The 17254-nt window shown below is 71.5% G+C and carries 17 protein-coding genes; 12 read left to right on the plus strand and 5 right to left on the minus strand.

What is annotated here, in order from left to right; all coding sequences use genetic code 11:
- The first annotated feature begins 49 nt into the window (after positions 1-49).
- On the plus strand, positions 50-640 hold the full coding sequence (locus ACFVQG_RS27845) for a TetR/AcrR family transcriptional regulator (RefSeq protein ID WP_383388835.1): 591 nt from the start codon (positions 50-52) through the stop codon (positions 638-640).
- Here ACFVQG_RS27845 and ACFVQG_RS27850 read toward each other — a convergent pair.
- The gene (locus ACFVQG_RS27850) at positions 634-1029 is read right to left on the minus strand and encodes a YrdB family protein (protein ID WP_383388525.1); all 396 of its coding nucleotides are present in this window, start codon (positions 1027-1029) and stop codon (positions 634-636) included. The two genes, ACFVQG_RS27845 and ACFVQG_RS27850, sit on opposite strands and share 7 nt — an antisense overlap.
- A gap of 227 nt (positions 1030-1256) precedes the next feature.
- On the opposite strand from ACFVQG_RS27850, the gene ACFVQG_RS27855 reads away from it, so the two are divergent.
- The 4 genes from ACFVQG_RS27855 to ACFVQG_RS27870 all read left to right on the plus strand — a co-directional run bounded on the left by ACFVQG_RS27855 (position 1257) and on the right by ACFVQG_RS27870 (position 5594).
- Complete coding sequence (locus ACFVQG_RS27855; protein ID WP_383388527.1) at positions 1257-2474, plus strand: ROK family protein; 1218 nt, start codon at positions 1257-1259, stop codon at positions 2472-2474.
- 269 nt (positions 2475-2743) lie between these two features.
- Entirely contained in the window at positions 2744-2944 is a 201-nt protein-coding gene (locus ACFVQG_RS27860; protein WP_383388529.1) for a lasso RiPP family leader peptide-containing protein, read from the plus strand.
- 17 nt (positions 2945-2961) lie between these two features.
- Positions 2962-4848: an albusnodin/ikarugamycin family macrolactam cyclase gene (locus ACFVQG_RS27865; protein ID WP_383388837.1), complete on the plus strand. Its 1887-nt coding sequence runs from the start codon at positions 2962-2964 to the stop codon at positions 4846-4848.
- Complete coding sequence (locus tag ACFVQG_RS27870; protein ID WP_383388531.1) at positions 4836-5594, plus strand: lasso peptide biosynthesis B2 protein; 759 nt, start codon at positions 4836-4838, stop codon at positions 5592-5594. Before ACFVQG_RS27865 ends, ACFVQG_RS27870 begins: the two co-directional genes overlap by 13 nt.
- Positions 5595-5736: 142 nt before the next feature.
- Here ACFVQG_RS27870 and ACFVQG_RS27875 read toward each other — a convergent pair whose 3' ends face one another.
- Entirely contained in the window at positions 5737-5892 is a 156-nt protein-coding gene (locus ACFVQG_RS27875) for a hypothetical protein (protein WP_383388533.1), read from the minus strand.
- Between the two features lie 444 nt (positions 5893-6336).
- On the opposite strand from ACFVQG_RS27875, the gene ACFVQG_RS27880 reads away from it, so the two are divergent.
- Positions 6337-6792 (plus strand): GNAT family N-acetyltransferase, encoded by a 456-nt coding sequence (locus ACFVQG_RS27880; RefSeq protein WP_383388535.1) that lies wholly within the window; start codon positions 6337-6339, stop codon positions 6790-6792.
- Positions 6793-6856: 64 nt separating this feature from the next.
- On the opposite strand, the gene ACFVQG_RS27885 is transcribed toward ACFVQG_RS27880, so the two are convergent.
- From ACFVQG_RS27885 to ACFVQG_RS27895, 3 genes are all read right to left on the minus strand, one after another.
- Positions 6857-7327, minus strand: a complete 471-nt coding sequence (locus tag ACFVQG_RS27885; protein WP_383388537.1) for a DUF6069 family protein — start codon at positions 7325-7327, stop codon at positions 6857-6859.
- Between the two features lie 287 nt (positions 7328-7614).
- Positions 7615-8898 (minus strand): cytochrome P450, encoded by a 1284-nt coding sequence (locus tag ACFVQG_RS27890; protein WP_383388539.1) that lies wholly within the window; start codon positions 8896-8898, stop codon positions 7615-7617.
- 58 nt (positions 8899-8956) lie between these two features.
- Positions 8957-9802 (minus strand): GntR family transcriptional regulator, encoded by an 846-nt coding sequence (locus ACFVQG_RS27895; protein WP_383388541.1) that lies wholly within the window; start codon positions 9800-9802, stop codon positions 8957-8959.
- A gap of 332 nt (positions 9803-10134) precedes the next feature.
- On the opposite strand from ACFVQG_RS27895, the gene ACFVQG_RS27900 reads away from it, so the two are divergent.
- From ACFVQG_RS27900 to ACFVQG_RS27925, 6 genes are all read left to right on the plus strand, one after another.
- Entirely contained in the window at positions 10135-11361 is a 1227-nt protein-coding gene (locus tag ACFVQG_RS27900) for an extracellular solute-binding protein (protein WP_383388839.1), read from the plus strand.
- Positions 11362-11363: 2 nt separating this feature from the next.
- Entirely contained in the window at positions 11364-12332 is a 969-nt protein-coding gene (locus ACFVQG_RS27905) for a carbohydrate ABC transporter permease (RefSeq protein WP_383388542.1), read from the plus strand.
- An 8-nt stretch (positions 12333-12340) separates the two neighbouring features.
- Positions 12341-13213 (plus strand): carbohydrate ABC transporter permease, encoded by an 873-nt coding sequence (locus ACFVQG_RS27910; RefSeq protein ID WP_383388841.1) that lies wholly within the window; start codon positions 12341-12343, stop codon positions 13211-13213.
- 41 nt (positions 13214-13254) lie between these two features.
- Positions 13255-14826 carry a beta-N-acetylhexosaminidase gene (locus ACFVQG_RS27915; RefSeq protein WP_383388544.1) on the plus strand — a complete coding sequence of 524 codons (1572 nt, stop codon included), beginning with the start codon at positions 13255-13257 and terminating at the stop codon, positions 14824-14826.
- Positions 14827-14939: 113 nt separating this feature from the next.
- Complete coding sequence (locus tag ACFVQG_RS27920; RefSeq protein WP_383388546.1) at positions 14940-16364, plus strand: cellulose binding domain-containing protein; 1425 nt, start codon at positions 14940-14942, stop codon at positions 16362-16364.
- A gap of 161 nt (positions 16365-16525) precedes the next feature.
- Positions 16526-17248, plus strand: coding sequence for an FAD binding domain-containing protein (locus ACFVQG_RS27925; protein ID WP_383388548.1), 723 nt, complete (start codon positions 16526-16528; stop codon positions 17246-17248).
- The last annotated feature ends 6 nt before the right edge of the window (positions 17249-17254 follow it).

The raw sequence follows: 17254 nt of genomic DNA on the forward strand, positions 1-17254 counted from the left end.
CGGCGAGATCGGCCAGATCGACGAGATCGACAAGGAAGGAGACAGCTCGGTGAGCGACAGCGACGAGGGCGCGGGGCAGGTGGCCAGGTCCACCCGGAAAGACGCCCAGCGCAACAAGAAGGCCCTGCTCGACGCCGCCGCCACGGTCTTCGTCACGTCCGGCGTGGACGCACCGGTACGTGCCATCGCGGCCGAGGCCGGGGTGGGGCTCGGCACGATCTACCGCCACTTCCCCACCCGGGCGGACCTCATCATCGCCGTCTACCGGCACCAGGTCGACGCCTGCGCCGAGGCCGGTCCGGCGCTGCTGGCGTCCAGCGCGACCCCGTACGCCGCACTGGGCCGGTGGATCAACCTCTTCGTCGACTTCCTGGTCACCAAGCACGGCCTCGCCGCCGTGTTCCAGTCCGACAGCGCGGGCTTCGACACCCTGCACTCCTACTTCCTGGACCGCCTCCTGCCCGTCTGCACCGAACTGCTCGAGGCCGCCGCCGCATCCGGCGAGATCCACTCCGACCTGGCGGCGTACCCACTCATGCGCGGCGTCGGCAACCTCTGCGTCGGGGCGGAGAGCGATCCCGACTACGACGCGCGGCGCCTGGTGGAACTCCTCATCGCCGGTCTGCGCCGGTCTCAGTGACGAGGTGCGCGGTTCCCGAGCAGCCACACCACCCGGTCCCATGCCAGCAGGTGATACGCCGTCAGCACCGCGGCGAAGACCAGGGCGACGGTGCGCGCTCCCGCCGCGTACAGGGCCGCCGCCCCGCCGAAGAAGACGGCCAGTTCCAGCAGCAGCCGCAGTGGTCCGGGGGTCGCCACGACGGTCCTGCCGGAGCGTGACTCGTCACCCGGCGTCGCGAAGACCCCCCACAGCGCGGCGACGAGCAACGGGACGGCGATCACCGCCACGTACTGGAGGCCGGAGGGCGTCTCCCGCCAGGCCCAGATGCCGAAGCACACGAGGGCCGTCAGTTCCAGCAGGAACCGGACCCCGAGCAGCAACGGGTGGAAGCCGAGTCCGAACGCCATCCGCGCACCATCCTTCCGCCGGGTCAACAGGCTCTCAGATACCAGGACTTACATTTTCGGTCAATTTCGATTCGTTACGGTCGCGCGCTCGCATGCCGGGCTCCTGGCGGCCGCAAAGGAACGTGGATTTAATCGAAGTGACCGAGAGTTCAATTCGAAGATCCACCTGCTACCGTGCGTATCAGCTGACGAAGCTTCGCGGGGGCGAGCAGCGATCGGGGGGCTCGATGGCCGATGTTCGTGATTTCTTCAACCAGTTCCCGGGGACGGCCACTCGGGGAGCGAACCGCAGGAAGGTCTTCCTGGCCGTCGCGATCAAGGCGGACACCCAGGTCGGCATCGCGCGGCGCACGCTCCTGTCGCAGGCCACCGTCTCGGCCGCGGTGAAGGAACTGGGTAAGGCCGGACTCACCCAGGGCACGGGGAGCGAGGGCCAGGGCCGCGGCGGGAAGGTCGGCCTGGTTCCCCTCGACGAGGTGGGCGTGGGGGTCCACCTGGGGTTCAACCATGTCACGGTGGTCGCCCGCAGGCTCGACAAGGACTTCGACGAGGTGGCCGTCCGGGTCAACGCGGAAGGCGTCAGCCGGGGGTGGCAACGCGCGCTCCCCGTCGTCAAGGACCTGATCGTCGAGGCCGTCGAGGAGACCGGCCGACGGCGCGACGACGTCTTCTCGGTCGGTATCGCCGTACCCCGGATGATCAACCCGCGCACCGGCGCCTTCACGCCACCGATCCTGCATCCCTGGCGGCCGGGCGACGACCCCGCGGGTGACCTCCGGGCGTTCCTCGGGGTGCCCGCCGTGATCGACAACGACGCCAACCTCGGCGCGCTGGCGGAACAGACCTACGGGACGCGGGAACACGCCGAGACCGTCGTCTATGTGAAGGCCTCCACGGGTGTCGGAGCCGGGATCATCGTGCACAACAGCGTGCTGCGCGGGCGCGGGGGCATGGCAGGAGAGATCGGGCACCTCACCGTCGACCCGGACGGCGCCGTGTGCCAGTGCGGTGGGCGCGGCTGCCTGGAGACCGTGATCGGCGCCGAGCCGCTGATCGCCCAGGCCCGTGCCGCCCGCCATCGGACCAGCGCCGCGGCGTTCGAGCAGTTGGAGGACGTGATCCGGGCCGCCAGGGAGCGCGACGCCGTCTGTATGCGTGTCATCAAGGACGCCGGGCGCATGCTGGGCCGTTCGCTCGCCCAGTTGTGCAATCTCCTCAACCCCGATCTGATCGTGATCGGGGGCCAGTTGGCCGAGTGCGATCTCCTGCTGGAGGGCTGCCGGGAGACCCTGCACCGCTTCGCGCTCCCGGGCGCGGTCGCCTACGGCAACGGCTTCGACATCACCCGCAGCGAGCTGGGCACCAAGGCGGAGGCCCAGGGCGCTTTCGTCCTTGGGTTACGGGGCCAGGAGAACGCGCCCTCCGCAGGGACGGCCGACGACTGAGCCCGGGATTTCCGGCCGCCTCCCTTCAAAGTGATGAAGGGACCCGCAGGGAATCTCCTTTTGGCTTCGAATGAGTGAATGCCCGTCATCAAAGGCAACCAGTGCTCCCCCGCCGGGGCTTATGCCGACCGCCGCACCGCACCGCCGACGCCTTTCCGATTCATGACCTGCCCGCGGAGAGCAGTCGCTATCCTGACGGCCTCTTGGCTTTCGAATTCCCCCGGCAGTCGTGCCCATGACCGTGAGGCGGCCCGATGACACGTGCCCCGTTGACCACATTCCTGTACGCCCGGTTCGTGCGCGAGCGCAAGAGTGCGGAACAGCCCCGCACGGGCCCGGGTTCCCCGCCCTTCGATGCCGCGGTTCCCTATGAGGCACCGTCACTGATCGATCTCGGCCATGTCCGAGAGGTCACCCTGGGCAGTTCGCCCAGCGGCAGCGCCGACGCCAATGCCCAGTACTACTGGTAGAGCCCGTCGTGGCCTTCATGTCCGTCCCCTCACACGCCGCTCCCCCGGCCGCCCGGGACCCCCGTCTGACCCCAGGGCCCGCGATCGCCGGGTTCCTGCCGCCGACCGGGCACTTACCGTCCCGGCCCGCCGACCGGGTCTGGTCCACGGACGACCGGCTGTGGTCCTGGGGCACCTGGTACGACGGTGAGGTGAGCGGCGCCGAGTGCGCTCGCGCCCGGCTCGTCGCCGTGGGGCGGTGTCTGGCCGACCCCCAGCGGATGCGGGAGGACCTGGAACGCTCGGTCCGGGACGGCCACTGGGAGCGGCTGACGCGCTGGCCCGGCGCCTATCTGCTCCTGGTCGCGGAGGACGGCGGCCGGGTCACCGCGTACACCGACCCGGCCGGTCAGTTCCCGCTCCACTACGCGGCCCGCGACGGGCGTACGGTCGTATCCACCCTGGCCACGGCGGTGGCGGCGTTCGCGGGGACGGGAGGCACCCCGGACCCGGCGGCGCTCGCCGCGCACATCGTCTGCCCCTCGGTGCCGGAACTCGTCGAGGGTCGCTCCGCGTTCGCCGGTGTACGGCGGCTGGGGCCCGGGGAGGCACTGCGCGTCGAACCGTCCGGTGCCGTCACCCGCTGGACGTACGCGAGGCCGGGGCCGGTCGACGGGGTCGGGTTCGAGGAGGCCGCGGCTCGGCTGCGGTCCGCTCTGACCTGGGCCGTCACGCTGCGCACCCGTGGCGGGGGCCGTGTCACCTCCGACCTGAGCGGGGGAATGGACTCCACCTCGCTGGCCTTCCTCGCGGCCGACCTGGCGCCCGAGCCGCTGGACGCGTTCGTCTACCACCACCCCGACGCCCCGGCGGGCGACCTCGACCACGCGCTGCGGCACGCCGGGGTCGCGCCCCGGATCCGGCTCCATGTCACCCGGGGCGACGGCACGTCGCTGCCCTACCGCCGTATGGAGGCGCGGGGGGTGCCGGACCAGCCCGACCCGGCCACCGCCACCGTGACGAGGCTGCGGCTGCGGCTCGCGCACATCGCGCGCGAGGGCGGCACGGTTCATCTCACGGGCGAAGGCGGGGACGCGCTGCTGGCCGCACCGCCCGCCTTTCTCGGTGATCTGGCCGCCTCGGCCGGGCTGCGCCGACTCCTGCGCGACGCCCACGCCCTGGGCCGACTGCGCCACGTCTCCCCAGCGGCTGTCGCGCTACGGGCGCTGCGCCTGGCGCGGACACCGATGGACAGCGCGTTGCGGGAGCTGGCCGTGCGGATCGAGAACCCGCTGTCCCGTCCGGTGCAGTGGCCGGACGCCATCGCCTGGTGGCCGCCCCCCGGCCCCGAGGCGGCCTGGCTGACCGGCCGGGCGCGTCGGGACCTCGCCGAACTGGCCAGGGAGCGTGCCGAGTCGGAACGCCGCGATCCGACGGGGCTGACGCCGGGCACCCGGGCGGTCCTCGCGGAACTCCACAACTCCGCGGCGCTGCACGGCCAACTCGTCGACGTGGCACGCGACTTCGGTGTGTGGCCCCAGGCACCCTTCCTCGACGGGGACGTCGTCCGCGCCTGTCTGAGCCTGCCGGTGACGGACAAGGCCGACCCGTTCACCGTCAAGCCGCTGCTCGCCGCCGCACTCGGCGGTCTGGTCCCCGGCCCGGTGCTGCGGCGGCGCACCAAGGGCGACTACGCGGCCGAGGACCACCTCGGTGTCCGCCGGTCCGCGGCGGACCTCAGGGCGCGGCTGACCCGGTCACCGCTCGCCGACCTCGGGATCGTGGAGCCGTCCCGGGTCATCGCCTCTCTCGACCGGGCGGCGGCCGGGCTCCCCGCGCCGTTTCCCGCGCTCAACCGCCTACTGGGCGTGGATCTGTGGATGTCTGCCCGAGACCGTGGCGAGGAGGCCGTATGCCCCTGCTGAGCGTGCCCGACCATGTGCACGAGAGCCGCGTGCCGCACGGCGGCAGTGTGCTGCTCGACGTCCGCTCCGGTCACTGCTTCGCGATGAATCCCGTGGCGCGGACGCTGTGGCAGGAGTGGCGGCGCAGCCAGGACTTCGACTCCGGGGTGCGGGTGATGGCCGACCGCTATCCGGAGCCGTACCACGAGGTCATCCGGGACGACGCCCGACGCCTGTTCGACGATCTCACGAGCCGGGGACTGCTGGCGGTGGCCCGCTGCGAGGCGGGAGAGGCGGGCGTGCCGAGGCCGGGCAACGCGGCCGTCGGCGCCGAGGTGCCCATGGCCGCGGACCGGCCCGGGTCGGACGGGGCCCGAAGGATCCGCGCCGTGTGCGGCACGCTGCTCGGCGCCCTCGGCCTGCTGCTCGCGCTACTGCTGATCCGCGCACCGTTTCGGACCCTCGTGCGTGTGGTGGGGTGGACCGAGCGCGGGTGGTGCCGGGCGGAGGCGACCTCCTCGCAGGCCGCCGCCGCGCTGGCGGCGGTACGGCGGGCAGGTGTGCTCTATCCGGGACGCGCCGCCTGTCTGGAACTGTCGCTCGCCACGCTGCTGGTGCTGGCGTTCACCAGGCGACGCGTGGTGTGGTGTCTTGGGGCGGCGATCGATCCTTACCGCTTCCACGCGTGGACCGAGGCGGAGGGCGTTCCGGTCGGCGCTCCGGAGGAATTCGACGGTGCCGCGTTTCGAAGAATTCTCTCCGTGTGATCGTGACGCTCCTTCAATTCGTAGCTCTAGCGGGGATTTGGCAATGCGCTACTCAACGGTTTCCATCACGCGCTAGCCTGACAAGGCGAAGGGCGGCCCCCGGTTTCGGTGGCCGCCCTCACGAGGGGATCATGGATTCCCCTCACCTGACCTGGAGAAGCGGGTCGATCAGTGTCATGCCGACCTGGCCCTGGGTCAGTACACCCAGGATCACCAGGACGACGACGATGACCACTCGCAGGTGCTGCCACCGCACGGAGATGGCACACCGGGTGGTCATCGTCATTTCCATGGTCATGTCTTTCACCTCCCTCCCTGTGCGGGTCCGGAATCCAGTGTTGCCCGCCGCTGTGGTTAAATCAACGGCCTTTGGTTTGACTGGAGTTGTGGTCGCGTGAGCCTGTACAGCGGGCTCGGCGGCGCGGGTCGTTCAAATCAAAGAAGCACGCCGGGACATCGCGGGATGATTCAGGGAACTCAATTCCGTAACCGCTTTCCGGGGACGCCGGGCGCCTTTTGTCGTGATCGCCGGAAAGCCGATGACCGGGTGCGCTGACACGGCGGCGGAATCCGGCCCCGGCGGCACGGGAAGCGCGCCGCTTGCTCCGAATCGAAGGTGAACGGGGGGTTACGGCCCGCCGCACACCCACGATTGCGCCGCCGGAGGGCCTGACACGTGACGCCCGCGAGCGGCAGACACGTGACGCACATCACAGGTCTCCCTCGCTGAAATACTCCGGCCATGAACACTGGGGTGTGGGGCTGGGTGTCGCGGGGCGCGGTGGCTGCGGACGTCGAGGTCATCGCGGAGTTGCGGGCCGTGGTCATGCGGGCGGACCTGGAGCGCCTGGGACGCTACGACGAGCATCGGGTGCGGCAGCGGCTGCGGGATTCGTTCTCGACGCGGCACACCTCGGTCGTCATGGTCGACGGTGAACTCGCGGGCTGCGTCACGGTCCGGCCCGCCGAAGGCAGGCAGTGGCTGGAGCACTTCTACCTCGACCCGCGTCATCAGGGGCGAGGCCTCGGGACCGCCGTGCTGCGCACGGTGCTGGAGCGGGCGGACGCGGAAGGGGTGGCCGTGGCCCTCAACGTCTTGCAGGGCAGTGCCGCCCGTCGTCTCTACGAGCGCCATGGTTTCGTCGTCGAGTCCCAGGACCCGGTGGATGTGTTCATGGTGCGTGCGGCTGCCCGCTGACCCACAGGAAGCGCCCCGTCGTCGGCGTGGGCCGACGGTGGGGCGCTTCGCTTCCGGGGCGGGGTCACCGGTGCTGGGCGGACAGTCGTCGCGCCAGCGGGGGGATGATCACCGCGGCGGCCACGACGTGGGACAGGGCCAGGATGATCTGGGTGGAGGTGGCCGTGTGCGGGGCGAGGGCCGGGGCGATCATGGACAGCGCCGTGAGGGGCACGGTGATCGCCACGAAGGTGCGGGCCGGACGCCCGGCCCAGCGGGCGAGGGCCGGGGCGAGGACGATCCCGACGACCGACCAGAACAGCACCCCACCGGCGAAGCCGCCCACGGGGATCTCGGCCGCCTCCGTGGCCCCGGAACCGGCTGCCTCCATCGGGACCCCGGACGCCCGGGCGACGAGGGCGAACGCCTCGGTGACGAGGGCTCCGGCGACGGCGGACAGGACGCCGACCAGCCAGATGTTGCCGGTGGTCAGGGTGCGGGCGAGACGGGACGGGGACTGGGGGACGATCCGGGTCTGGGCGGTGGTCACGGTCATGGCTGGGTCTCCTGCTCGGGGACGCGTTCGGTGTGTGCTGTCGGAGAGGTAGACCGGGGCACGCTGTGAAACTGAGCGGTCACCACGCGGGCCGTCCGTATCTGTGGGACATACGGCCCTGCGGACGAAGCGGGTTGGGCGCGAGGCGGAGAGGGCTGGGCACGTCAAGGCCGACGTGCTCCAAAGGCCGGTCTCTGGCCGTCCGAGGACATGCGTCGCGCGTTCCAGTAGGCCCTCGGGGTCTCCCCGACCGTCTACCGCGCACGCTTCCGCACCACCGCGGCTGGCTAGGCCGCCCGCCGCACCGTCACCCTCAGCGGTGCCCGGAAGGACAGCAGGCCGAGCATCGGCGTCCGCGGCGCGTCCGCCGTGAGGCGTACGTCCGGCAGGGCGCGGGCCGCCATGCGCAGGGCCACCGTCGCCTCCGTGCGGGCCAGGGCCGCTCCGGGGCAGCGGTGTCTGCCGACGCCGAAGGCCAGGTGCTGGCGGATGTTCGGCCGGTGCGGGCACATCCGCTCCGGGTCCGGGAAGACCTCCGGGTCCGATCCGCTGCCCATGAGCATCAGGAGCAACCGCGCGCCCGCGGGCAACTCCACGCCGCCGAGTCGTACCGCCCGCGCCGTGGTCCTGCGCCACGTGGTCACCGGCGGTTCGCGTCGCAGCACCTCCTCCACCCAGGCCTTTGCCGTGTCCGGGTGGGCCGCGCGCGGCCACAGCCCGGGGTCGGCGAGCGCCCCGCGCAGTACGGTGGCGATGAGCTGGCCGGTGGTGGACTGACCGGCGATGAAGACGAAGAAGCACGCGCTGACCGCGGTCTCGACGGGCAGCGGCCCTCCGTCGGGCAGCCGGTGCCGCGCGAGGGCTCCGATGAAGGAGTCCGGTGCGGCCCCTCCGCCGCGCACGGTCGCGGTCAGCCACCGGTGGAACTCCCCGACCAGCTCGGCCAGTTCCAGCTGACGGCCGGGTGCGGGCCTGCCCCAGAACAGTTCCAGCGAGGCGTCGCTCCAGCGGATCAGCCTGGTCTCGTCGACGCCCTCGATGCCGAGCAGTTCCAGCAGGACGCGGCAGGGCAGGAGCTGGGCGTAGGAGGTGAAGAGGTCGCAGGGGTCGCCGGTGGCGGTCCGGGTGCGTGCCGTGGCGAGCAGGTCGTCGGCGACGCGCTCGATCACCGGTACGGCGGCGGCGACGCGCCGGGCGTGGAAGAAGCGGTTGACCAGTCGGCGCAGCCCGGCGTGGCTGTCGGTGCCGTTGTTGGCGAGCGCGGGCGGGATACGGACGCCCGCCCGGGCCAGCACCCTCAGGACCGGCACCGGTAGCGGGGTGACGGCGTCCTGCGCGTTGTCGGGGCGGAAGGCGGCCGGGTCCAGCAGCACCTGGCGTACGTCCCGGTGGCGGCTGACCAGCCACAGTCCGGTGCCGGGGTCGTGGTGGACGGGTGCCTGGGTGCGGAGCGTGTCCAGCCAGGGGTACGGATCGCGGACGAAGCCGTCGCCGAACAGGTCCAGCTCGCCGAGCGATGTGGGGGCATACGGCGCCACTGGTCCGGTGTTGTCCAGGTCCGGGATGATCACGGGCGGACGTTAACACGGGACCGGTTGCCGTGACCGCCGGTAAGTGCGCGGCCTCACATCACAGGCCTCCCTGCACCACCCCACGCGCCGAGAACGTCACCTGATCCCCGTGCGCCAGGTCCCCCGGGGGAATGCCGGGATGGTGCCCCTCGTGCGGGGCGGGCGGGTGGGTGCGCGGGCCCACGGCCAGTCGGGACACGATGCGGTAGCGGTCGCCCCGGTAGAGGGAGTGGACGTACTCCACCGGACGGTCGTGGGTGTCGGAGGTCAGGCGCTCGAAAAGCAGCGCGGGCGACAGCTCCGGTACGTCGAGCAGTTCGGCCTCGGCCCGGGTGACGACGGTGGGTTCGATCGACTGGACGGCCTCGCTGACCTCGACCCCGTGCCGGTCGTGCAGATGCTCGTACAGGTCGCCCTGCTCGAACTCCGCACTGGTCAGGTCGGGCAGCAGGGCCGCCGGAACGTGCAGGTGCTCGATGGCGATGGGCGAGCCGTCGACCAGGCGGAGCCGGGCCGCGTACCGGATCTCCGCCGCCGGTGAGATACGGAGCTTGCGGCCGACCCGGGCACCGGCGGGCAGGGTGCGGAACTCCAGCAGTCTGCTGGTCCAGATGCCGCCCGCCTGGGGGAGGCTGAAGGCATGGCGGTCCGGGGCCAGTTCCTGGGTGATCTTCTCGGCCGCCACGAACATGCCCCGGCCGTGTTCGCGGACCAGCAGCCCGGCGGCGACCAGTTCGTCCACCGCGGCGCGCAGGGTGGGCCGCGAGACGCCGAGTTCGGCGCACAGGGCGCGCTCGGAGGGGATGGCGTCGCCCGGACGTCGCTCCTCGATGAGCTGGAGGATCGCGTCCCGGACCCGCTCACGTTTGAGTACCGCACCCGAGGTGGCGGCGTCGATCTCCATGCGGGCTCTCGTTCGTCGTCGGGGCGGCGGACACGGGTGTGCGCTCGTACGCACTGGTATGCCCTTGACCGCAACTGGTCTGCTGGTCAGCAGAGTCTAGCGGTTCATTTGTCCCCGTCTCCCCTGAACATCCCTCCGGCTTCCGTCAACTCGTTGTCCCCCGGCAAGGGTTGACGCCGCGATTGGTCTATGCCACCTTCATCCGACACCAACTGGTAAGCCCCTTGGTGGCCAACTGGTCAAACCCAGGGGTGGTGTGCGTCGTCCGTCCCCAGGTATCCCAGAGGTGACCCGTGAAGGCCCACTCCCTCGCCCTGCTCGCCGCCGTGCTCATGGCCTCGGGGCTCACCGCGTGCTCCTCCGGCGACGAGCCGGGCGGCACCGCGGACGGCAGGACCGCGCTCGATGTGTGGCTGATGCGCGACAGCGTCTCGGCCGACTTCCAGAAGGAGTTCGAGGCGGGCTTCGAGAAGGCCCACCCGGACATCGACGTCAAGATCCAGATCCAGGAGTGGGAGGGCATCGGCGAGAAGGTCACCGCGGCCCTGGCCAGCAATGACGCCCCGGACGTCATCGAGGTCGGCAACACCCAGGTCGCCCAGTACGCGCAGAGCGGCGGCCTGACCGACTTCACCGGCAAGGTCGCCGAACTCGGCGGCGACGACTGGCTCAAGGGCCTCGCCGAGCCCGGCGCCTACGACGGCAAGCAGTACGGCATCCCCTACTACGCCGCCAACCGGGTCGTCATCTACCGCACCGACCTCTTCGAGAAGGCCGGGGTGGACGCGAGCGCGATCAGGACCCGGGAGCAGTGGGTCGCCGCCACCCGCAAGCTCGACCGGGACGGCACCCAGGGCATCTACCTCCCGGGCCAGAACTGGTATGCCCTCGCCGGGTTCCTCTGGGACGAGGGCGGCGACCTCGCCACCGAGACCGGCGGTAAGTGGCGCGGCGGGCTCGACAGCCCCGAGGCCCTGCGGGCGATGGCCTTCTACCAGCGCCTCCAGGCGCTCGGCGAGGGTCCCAAGGACTCCGACGAGGCAGCGCCGCCGCAGGCCGAGGTGATGGCCAAGGGTGAGGTCGCGCAGATCATCTCCACCCCGGGCGGCGCCAGTGTCGTCGTACAGAACAACCCGGAACTCGAGGGCAAGCTGGGCTTCTTCCCCATCCCCGGCAAGACCGCGACGACCCCGGGCGCCGTGTTCACCGGCGGCTCCGATCTCGTCGTACCGGCCGTGGCCGCGCACCAGGAGGAGGCGTTCACCTTCCTCACGGAACTCACCGGTGACGCCTGGCAGAAGAAGCTCGCGACGGCCATGAGCTACGTCCCCAACAAGACCACGCTCGCCGGTGCCGTCGCCGCCGACCCCGGTGCCGCGGCGATGGCGGTCGGCGCCGCGAACGGTCACGCCACGCCCAACACGCCCCAGTGGGCGGCCGTCGAGGCCAAGAACCCGATCAAGGAGTACATGACGGCCGTACTCACCGGACGCGACGCGAAGTCCGAGGCGGCCAAGGCCTCCCGGACCATCACCGACACCCTCAACAGCGGTTCCTGACCATGGCGTCGGTCACCACGAGAGCACCGCGCACACCGCGCACCGCCAAGTCGCCCCACCCCTCCGGGCCGCCCCGCCCGCGCCGGGGTTCCCCCTGGCCGTACGTGCTCATCGCGCCCGCGGTGCTCGGGATGCTGTACCTGCTCCTGTACCCGCTGGCGCGGGCGGTGGTGATCTCCTTCCAGGACTTCCGGCTGCGTCAGCTGATCCTGGGCGACGCCCGGTTCGTCGGGACGCGCAACTACCGGACGCTGCTGTCGGACCCTCGGTTCTGGGAGGTGGTGCGGCGCACGTTCGTGTTCATGGCGGTCAACGTGGTCGCCATCATGGTGCTGTCCACCCTGGTCGCCCTGATGATCGAACGGCTGGGCAGGATCGGCCGGACCGTGGTCCTCAGCTCGCTGGTGCTGGTGTGGGCGGTGCCCGTGGTGGCCGCGACGACCGTCTTCCAGTGGCTGTTCCACTCGCGGTTCGGCATCGTCAACGAGGTGCTCACCGGGCTCGGGTTCACCTCGTTCGAGGAGTACCCGTGGTTCGCGCACGGCGGCGCCGCGTTCGCCATCGTGGTGGTGCTCATCGTCTGGCAGTCGGTGCCGTTCGCCGCGATCACCCTGTACTCGGCGCTCACCACGGTCCCCGGCGAGCTGTACGAGTCGGCGCGGATCGACGGCGCCGGGTCGGCCCGGATCTTCAGCTCGGTGACCTTTCCGCTGATCCAGCCGATCTTCATGCTGGTGCTGTCGCTGGAGGTCATCTGGACGTTCAAGGCGTTCGTGCAGATCTGGGTCATGACCCGGGGCGGCCCGAGCGACGCCACCACCATCCTGCCGGTGTACGCCGTGCAGACCGCGCTCGCCGAGCAGCGCTACGACCTGGGGTCCGCCGCGTCGATGCTGACGGTGCTGCTGATGAGCGGCGTACTCGTCGTCTACTTCCGCCAGTTGTTCCGACAGGAGGGCGAACGTCCGTGAGCAGCACCGTGCGAGGGCGCACGCCCCTGAGCGGCATAGCACGCCCGTCGTCGCGCCGCGTCGTACGCCGTCTGCCGCTGAACACGGCCGCCGCGCTGACCGTGGCCGTGTGTCTCTTCCCGGTGTTCTGGATGGTCGCGACCGCGTTCAAGCCGTCGCGCGACATCCAGTCCGACGACCCCCGGCTCCTCCCCGAGGAGTGGACGCTCGACCACTTCCGGCGGGCGGTGGACGCCGACGGGTTCGCCCTGTTCTGGCGCAACAGCATCCTGGTCACGCTCAGCGCCGTCCTGCTCTCGCTCGTCGTCGCGCTCGGCGCCGCCTACGCGGTGGCGCGGCTGCGCTGGCGCGGCCGACGGCAGTTCATGCTCGCCGTGTTCATCGCGCAGATGGCGCCCTGGGAGTCGCTGATCATCCCGATCTACATCATCTCGCGGGACACCGGCATGCTGGACCGGCTGCCCACGCTGACCCTGATCTACTTCATGATCACGCTGCCGTTCACCGTGGTGGTCCTGCGCGGCTTCATCGCCGGGATCCCGCCCGAGTTGGAGGAGGCGGCGCAGGTCGACGGCTGCACCCGCCTCGGCGCCTTCCGCAAGGTGGCCTTCCCGCTGCTGGCGCCGGGCCTGATGGCGACGTCGCTGTTCGGGTTCATCACCGCCTGGAACGAGTTCACCTACGCCAACTTCCTGATCATCAAGCAGCAGGACAGCCGCACGCTGCCGGTCTGGCTGTCCTCCTTCCAGTCCACGTTCGGCACCGACTGGGGCGCCACCATGGCCGCCTCCACCCTCTTCGCGCTGCCCGCGCTGATCGTCTTCCTGCTGCTCCAGCGCCATGTGACCGCGGGCCTCGCGTCCGGAGGGGTCAAAGGCTGAACCACGTCCGCCGACCGCACGGATACCCCCGGAGACCATCTGTGGACCTGCCCCGGCCCGAACCCGACCTCGCCCTCGTCCCCCGCCCCCGCGAGCTGAGCCGCCGCCCCGGCCGCTTCCGGCTCGACGCCACCACCCGGCTGCGGATCACCCCCGGCGCCGAACCGGCCGCCGCGCTGCTGCGCGCGTACCTCACACCGGCCACCGGACTGCCGCTGGAGCACGCCGCCGACGGCACGCTCGTCCTCGCCCTCGACGCCACCCTCCGCCCGCGCCTCGGCGACGAGGGATACGGCCTGACCGTCGACGCGGACGGCGTCCTGCTGCGCGCGGCCGACCCGGCCGGTCTGCTGCACGGCGTCCAGACGATCCGTCAGCTCCTCCCCCACCGGACGCTGTCCGGCGCACCCCGGCGCGCCACCCACTGGGAGCTGCCGGGCGTGGACATCACGGACCTGCCCCGGTACCCCTGGCGCGGCGCGATGCTCGACGTCGCCCGGCACTTCCAGCCCGCGTCCTACCTGCGCCGCTACGTCGACCTGCTGGCCCTGCACAAACTCAACGTGCTCCAGCTCCACCTCACCGACGACCAGGGCTGGCGGATGCCGGTCACCGCCTACCCGCGGCTGACCGAGGTCGGCGGGCACCGGGCCGAGTCGACGCGTGGCCCGGCGGGCAGCGACCGCTTCGACGGCCGCCCGCACGGCGGCTCCTACACCCGCGCCGAACTGGCCGACCTCGTCGCCTACGCGGCCGAGCGCGGTGTCACCGTACTGCCGGAGATCTCCATGCCGGGACACGTGCGCGCCGCCCTGGCCGCCCACCCCGAACTCGGCAACGACCCGGGCCGCCCGCTGACCGTGTGGACCCGCTGGGGTGTGTGCGAGAACGTGCTCGGCGTCGGCGACCACGTCCTGGAGTTCTTCCGCACGGTCCTGGACGAGGTGATGGACGTGTTCCCGTCGCCGCACATCCACCTCGGCGGTGACGAGTGCCCCACCACCGAGTGGGAGCGCAGCCCGGCCGCGATCGCCCGCGCCTTCCGCGAAGGGCTGCCCGGACCGCACCAGTTGCACAGCTGGTTCCTGACGCGCATCGCGGAGCACGTCGTAGGGGCGGGCAGACGGCCGGTCGCCTGGGCCGAGAACGACACCACCCTGCCGGTGGAGTGCACGGTGATGAGCTGGCGCGAACCGGCCCACGCCTGGGCCGCCGCCCGCCGCGGACACGACGTCGTCTACGCCGACCACCGCACCACCTACCTCGACTACGCGCGCGGGCCCGGACCGTCCGAGCCGCCCGCCCAGCCCGGCCAGATCGTCGACCTGCGCACGGTGTACGGCCTCGACCTCGCGCCGCCCGACGCCGACCCGCGGGCCGGGGCGCGGATCCTCGGCGCGCAGGGCCAGTTGTGGACGGAGTTCGTCGCCACGCCCGCGCACATCGAGTACCTCGCCTTCCCCCGGCTGTGCGCCCTCGCCGAGCGGGTCTGGCACCCCACCGCCGACTGGCGGGACTTCCGCGCCCGGCTGGCCGGACACCGGGCGCGCCTGGACGCGCTGGGCGTCCCGCACACCGTCCCGCCCCAGCTGCCAGCCCGTACGGCCGTGTGAACCCGTAGGAGACCCCCCGGCTCTCCCGCCGCGAGCGGGAGCACCTCCCCTGCACCTCCCCTGCACCGCCTCTGTACCTCCCCTGTACCTCCTCTGACAGGAAGGACCCCCACATGAGAACGCGTCCGATCGGTCTCCGTACCCGCTCGGCCCTGGCGCTCACCGCCCTGGTCGGCAGCGCGGCGCTGGCCGCGCTCCCCACCGGCACCGCTGCCGCCGCCGACGGCGGCCTGACCGTGCAGTACCGCACCAGCGCGACCGGCGCCACCGCCGACCAGAGCGAGCCCTGGTTCAAGGTGCGCAACACCGGTACGGCTCCGGTGCAGTTGAGCCAGGTGCGGATCCGCTACTACTTCAAGGCCGACGCCCCGGGCGCCAGCTACCGTTTCGCCTGCTCATGGGCGGTCCGCGGCTGCTCCGCCATCACCGGCACGTTCGGCACGCTGAGCAACCCCACCGCCACCGCCGACCGCTATCTGGAGATCGGCTTCACCTCGGCCGCCGGATCGCTGGCGCCGGGCGCCGACACCGGGGACCTGCAGCTGCGCTTCTACCAGTCCACCTGGCAGACGCTGCGGCAGAGCGACGACTACTCCTTCAGCGCCACCCAGACGTCGTACGCGAACTGGAACAAGGTCACCGCCCAGCTCGCCGGGACCACCGTGTGGGGCACCGCGCCCGCGGGCAACGACCCGACGGACCCGACCGATCCCACGGACCCGCCGGGCGGCGGCCAGACCCTGTTCGACGACTTCGACTACACCTCGCACACCGACCCGGCCGTCTCGGCGCACGGGTGGAACATCCGCGCCAACTCCGGCGGACCGGGCGTCCCCGGCGCCACCTGGGACCCGTCCAAGGTCACCTTCGCCACCGAGGGCGGCAACGCGGTGATGAACATGGAGACCTCGACGGCGGGCACCGGCGCCTCCACCCGGCACACCGAAGTCCTCACCAAGGACATGAAGTTCAGGAACGGCACCTACGCCGCCCGCGTCCGGTTCTCCGACGCCCCCAAGTACGGCCCCGACGGCGACCACATCGTCCAGACCTTCTTCACCATCAACGACCTCAAGGCGCCGATGGCCGACGACTACGCCGAGTACGACTTCGAGTACCTGCCCAACGGAGGCTGGGGCGAGCCGTCCAACATCCTCTACGCGACGTCCTGGGAGACCTACAACCCCGACCCCTGGCAGGCCGTCAACCAGCACACCGAGAGCAGGCGCAGCTTCAGCGGCTGGCACGACCTCGTCCTGACCATCGACGACAACGCCATCACCTACTACGTCGACGGGCAGCACTTCGGCACCCATGACGCCGCGTACCTGCCGGAGCGCCCGATGTCGATCAACTTCAACCAGTGGCTGATCGACCTCAACGGCCAGACGTCGACGACCGCACGCGCCTACGACCAGGGCGTGGACTACGTCCTGCACGTCAAGGACCAGGTCCTCACCCCGGCCCAGGTGGCCGCGAAGGTGGCCGGGTACCGAAGCTCCGGCACGTCCTTCGTGGACGAGGTGCCCTCCGCCTGATCGACTCCGGGCCGGGGAGGTGGCGGGGTGCGTGCAGGGCGTGCTTGTGTGAGCCCTGCACGCGCCCCCACTTGTACGACAAAACTGCCCTGTCGGTGGGCAGGTGACCGAGGCACCCGCCCGCCTCTCGCCCCACTCCCCAGAAAGGCAGGTCGGCCGCTGTGCTGTTGCGTCTGCCCACGTCCGTGTCCGAAGCTCAGGAGTGTCTGGCCGAGGGGGCCGTACCGATAGGCGGGGCGACTCTCGTGTGGGCCACGTGGCAGCGGGACGGCTTCCCGCAACTGGCCATGTCGCTGCGGGAGTTGCCGGAGGCGGGCGTGCTGGGGCGCGGGACCCTCGGCAGCGCCGTGCTGTTGCACCGGATCGACGACCGGGTGCCGGACGTGCTCCGGCTGGCCGCGTCCGGCGTGGGGACCGGCGCCGTACGCCGGGCGGCGACGGTCGGCGGCAATCTCGTCGGCAGCACGCTGCGCTGTCTGCTGCCCGCGGCGCTCGTCCTGGACGCCCGGGCGACCGTGCTGGAGCCCGACGGCGTCCGGGAGACGGATCTGGCCGAGGTGGTGGCCAAGCGTCCGGTGCTGCTCAGCCTGCGCTGGCGCGAGCCGGTCGCCTCGGCCTACCGCAAGCTGCCCGGCGAGCCGGGCGGACCGCCGCCGCTCGTCGTGGCCTCGGCGCTGCACGCCGGGGACGGCACGGGCGACCGGCTGCGGGTCGCCGTACGCGACGGCTACGACGTGCTCAGCGGCAGCGCCACCGTGGACTTTGGCGCCGAAGAGGCCCTCCGCGCGCTGCGCGAGAGCACCCTCCGCGACGCGCCGACCGCCGCGTGGGAGGCCGTACGGTCCCAGGTCGTCGGCCTGCTGGACGGGCGCGGCGGGGACTGAGGCGCG

Origin of the sequence: Streptomyces sp. NPDC057877 (assembly GCF_042796855.1) — a bacterium.
GTDB lineage: Bacteria > Actinomycetota > Actinomycetes > Streptomycetales > Streptomycetaceae > Streptomyces.

What these genes read in the sequence shown, in the direction of transcription:
- ACFVQG_RS27850 (WP_383388525.1), bottom strand. Translation starts at nt 1,029, where the DNA reads ATGGCGTTCGGACTCGGCTTCCACCCGTTGCTGCTCGGGGTCCGGTTC.
- ACFVQG_RS27855 (WP_383388527.1), top strand. Translation starts at nt 1,257, where the DNA reads ATGGCCGATGTTCGTGATTTCTTCAACCAGTTCCCGGGGACGGCCACT.
- ACFVQG_RS27865 (WP_383388837.1), top strand. Translation starts at nt 2,962, where the DNA reads ATGTCCGTCCCCTCACACGCCGCTCCCCCGGCCGCCCGGGACCCCCGT.
- ACFVQG_RS27870 (WP_383388531.1), top strand. Translation starts at nt 4,836, where the DNA reads ATGCCCCTGCTGAGCGTGCCCGACCATGTGCACGAGAGCCGCGTGCCG.
- ACFVQG_RS27875 (WP_383388533.1), bottom strand. Translation starts at nt 5,892, where the DNA reads ATGACCATGGAAATGACGATGACCACCCGGTGTGCCATCTCCGTGCGG.
- ACFVQG_RS27880 (WP_383388535.1), top strand. Translation starts at nt 6,337, where the DNA reads ATGAACACTGGGGTGTGGGGCTGGGTGTCGCGGGGCGCGGTGGCTGCG.
- ACFVQG_RS27885 (WP_383388537.1), bottom strand. Translation starts at nt 7,327, where the DNA reads ATGACCGTGACCACCGCCCAGACCCGGATCGTCCCCCAGTCCCCGTCC.
- ACFVQG_RS27895 (WP_383388541.1), bottom strand. Translation starts at nt 9,802, where the DNA reads ATGGAGATCGACGCCGCCACCTCGGGTGCGGTACTCAAACGTGAGCGG.
- ACFVQG_RS27900 (WP_383388839.1), top strand. Translation starts at nt 10,135, where the DNA reads ATGGCCTCGGGGCTCACCGCGTGCTCCTCCGGCGACGAGCCGGGCGGC.
- ACFVQG_RS27905 (WP_383388542.1), top strand. Translation starts at nt 11,364, where the DNA reads ATGGCGTCGGTCACCACGAGAGCACCGCGCACACCGCGCACCGCCAAG.
- ACFVQG_RS27920 (WP_383388546.1), top strand. Translation starts at nt 14,940, where the DNA reads ATGAGAACGCGTCCGATCGGTCTCCGTACCCGCTCGGCCCTGGCGCTC.